This is a genomic window from Synechococcus sp. WC101, assembly GCF_047461555.1.
Lineage (GTDB): Bacteria > Cyanobacteriota > Cyanobacteriia > Thermostichales > Thermostichaceae > Thermostichus.
On the sequence record NZ_JANSHG010000220.1, the window covers coordinates 1 to 2,967 of the forward strand.

Sequence of the window (2,967 nt, forward strand, 5' to 3'; positions counted from 1 at the left end):
ATGGTGATCGCCACCACCTTTATCGCCCCCCTCTGGCTGCGGGGAGTATTGATCGGGGAAGTAGACTCTCCTCCTTCTCTCCTGGATCTGCAGGCAGAAGCATCAGAGCAAGACCGCGTCGAAACCCCATCAGCTCGCTCAGACTCAGAGCAGGTGGGCATTCCTGAGAGTTGAATCACCTCGACTTTCTCCCCAAACGTCCCCAGAGCGTCTGGAACAGCAGCCACAGCGGGTTGCGACGGCGGGATCCCACGTCTTCAACCTTCTCCGCCCTCTCCTGTTGGGGCAAAATCACCCGCATCGAGGGCGGGTCAAACCGCTGCATCGTTGTGGAGCGCCGATCCACCACCTCCGCCTTTAGGCTGCGAAAGCTGACAGACTGGAGATACCGCTGAAACTCTTCGTTCGACAACTGGCGAATGCAATACTGCATCCGCACCTGATCCCCCAACTGGATCTGATCCCCATCCTTGAGATCCCAGCTCAGACATTTCTGCCCGTTTACTGAGATGCCATTGGTGCTGCGCTTGCCTTCGATATTGCCGTCCAACAGCCGGTAGGTGTAGCCACCGCCCTTTTGCGGCAGCCGCAAGAGCAGCGCGTGCTGCCGAGAAACCGCCGCCGAATGGACGACAATGGCGTTGCTGGGATCCCTGCCGATGGAATAGGTGGCGGCACTGAGGGCCACAGCCCGCCGTCCCTGCTCGTCATCGATCACCAGCACATGCCAAGTCTGGGAGGGGGAAGACGCTGGGTCAGCAGGCATCGTTTGGGGTTGGCTTTGCCAGAGAAAGGTTCGGCAGAAGAAGGGCCTTCCTTCATAATGATAGGATAGGGCTTAGCCACCCGCGAGGAATCGTAAACAGCCGCCATGACTGCAACTCCCTCCCTTCTTCAGGAACTTCCCCCCATCTACCCTGGCGTGGCCGTGCGGGTCATCAATCCCAACGATACCTACTACCTCTTTGAAGGACAAGTACAGCGGGTTACCGACGACCATGCCGCTGTCCTCTTCGAGGGGGGCAACTGGGATAAATTGGTTACCTTCCGCCTTTCGGAATTGGAAGTGGTGGACAAGTCCCGCCGCTAGCTCCGCTCCGCTTTCCTCTAGAACTTCCCCATGCGCAGCCATTGGCAGGAACCTTTCCTTTGGATCCATGCCGCCGGGATCCTCCTCTTCCCCTTGTGGATTGGGCTAACCGTCATTGGGTTGGCCACCGGGGATCCTCTCCTGTCGGTGGGAGTAGAGCAGGCCGCAGTGGCCGTGGCGGGCATTGGTCCAGTCTTTGCCATGCAGTGGCGCAAGCCCTTCGATGTCTTCAGCCTGTGGGTGGCCGCCGTTCCTCCCGAGGAACTCACCCCCGACCAACGCCGCATCTTGGCTGCCTTCCTCAGCCCCGAACACAAGATCTTGACGCTATTGGCGGCACTCCTGCTGCTGGAAGTCTTTGAGCGCCTCTACGACTTCGCCCCCCTCTTTGCCCCCCTCACCCCTGGCAACGGCACCCGTCTGGCCGGCCTGGCCATAGCCGCCTTCGGGTTTTGGGGGGCCAACCTGTTCTTGCAGATCCCCCTTGCTGCAATACGGGTACTTCTCCTCAGCGAGCCGGAGCTGGCCCAACTGGATCCCATCCCTGCTGAGGAGATCGAGAGCCGCTTCTCCGTTGTTGGCGATCGCCACACCCCGCTGTTGCAACGGCTGCTGCGCCGGATTGCCGCAGTCCCATCGCAGGCACAAAAAGATGGAAATCAGAGACTCGACTGTAAAGTAGAAGTAGCCGAAGCTGCCGGCTCAGATGCCGAATCCGAAGGACGGGAGGCTGCCACACCGGAAACGACCCCTGACTTCACTTAGACAGGTTGCTGGGACGGATTTCTACCCCAAAGAAACTGCAGCTCGATGCTAGAGTGGATGGAATCCAGACTGTTGTCTGACCATCGGCGTTCTCCTGATCTTCGAGGCTACCGCACCGGCAATGGCGAGCAACTTTTCCTTCCGCTTTAAACAGTTCACCCAACGCCTCAGAGAAACCACCCAGCTTCCCCAGTTTTTCACCGAGCAAGCCACCAGCGAAACCCAAAACCTCGCGCGGGAGTTGGCATTGGTTGGGGAATACGCCACCCAGCTCAGCCAGGTGGTGATGGAGGTGGACTTCCTCAACCAGCTCTACACCCGTCTTTTGAACGAGCGGGAAGTGCTGCAGCAGGAAAAAGACAACTTAGAAGCGCGGGTCTTCGAGTTGCAGCAGGAGCGCAACGAGACTGAACCCCAAGTGATGTACCTACGTGAACAACTGAGCCAGGCCGCCTTTCAACTGGAGCAAACGCAAAACCGCGAGCGCAGCCTCAGCGAGCGCGAACGGCAACTGTCGGAGATCGTGGCCCAACTGGAGCGCCGGCGGGCTGTGCTCAACCAGGCCATCGAAAACCTCACCAACCAAGAGGCCGATTACACCGTTCGCAACAAAGAGCTAGAGGCCGTCATCAAAGATAACGAGCGCAAAGCCAAGCAATACCTAGAAGCCGCCAACCACTACCGGGCGTACTTGGAAGAGCTGAACGCCCAGATACAGGAAGCTCAGGCCAAGCTGAGGAGCCTCGGTGTTGAGCCCAAACCCGCCGACCTGCCGCGGCTTGAGGATATGGAAAAGCCAACTCCCATCCCCACGCCGCCGCCCTCTACTCCCATCGGCTACCCACCATCCCAACAGCCTCCTCCACCCCAGTCGGGCGGCTACTGGTCGGACAGCCCCTTCGATGACGATCCCTGGAGCTAGGGGCTATCCCAACAGCGCTTGTAAGTCAGCTCTGCGGCAAAGCTCAGTGCCCTCTGCCCTGAGCCGCCTTGGGAGAGCTGAGGGAGACGCGTACCCTAAAGAAGAGATCCACAGTAGGGGATCCAGCGTCCAGTTACACCCAAGCCAGACCTATGGAACTGACTGTGCCGGATTTGCAAGCCCTCAGCCA

The 2,967-nt window shown here is 59.2% G+C and carries 4 protein-coding genes; 3 read left to right on the forward strand and 1 reads right to left on the reverse strand.

Annotated elements, in window-relative coordinates; genetic code table 11:
- Nucleotides 1–175: 175 nt before the first annotated feature.
- Entirely contained in the window at nt 176–766 is a 591-nt protein-coding gene (locus NW809_RS11665; RefSeq protein WP_011429337.1) for an FHA domain-containing protein, read from the reverse strand.
- Between the two features lie 105 nt (nt 767–871).
- On the opposite strand from NW809_RS11665, the gene NW809_RS11670 reads away from it, so the two are divergent.
- From NW809_RS11670 to NW809_RS11680, 3 genes are all read left to right on the forward strand, one after another.
- Complete coding sequence (locus tag NW809_RS11670; protein ID WP_011429338.1) at nt 872–1,090, forward strand: NAD(P)H dehydrogenase subunit NdhS; 219 nt, start codon at nt 872–874, stop codon at nt 1,088–1,090.
- Nucleotides 1,091–1,120: 30 nt separating this feature from the next.
- Nucleotides 1,121–1,855: a low-complexity tail membrane protein gene (locus NW809_RS11675; protein WP_011429339.1), complete on the forward strand. Its 735-nt coding sequence runs from the start codon at nt 1,121–1,123 to the stop codon at nt 1,853–1,855.
- Nucleotides 1,856–1,976: 121 nt separating this feature from the next.
- On the forward strand, nt 1,977–2,777 hold the full coding sequence (locus NW809_RS11680) for a hypothetical protein (protein WP_414402205.1): 801 nt from the start codon (nt 1,977–1,979) through the stop codon (nt 2,775–2,777).
- Nucleotides 2,778–2,967 lie beyond the last annotated feature (190 nt).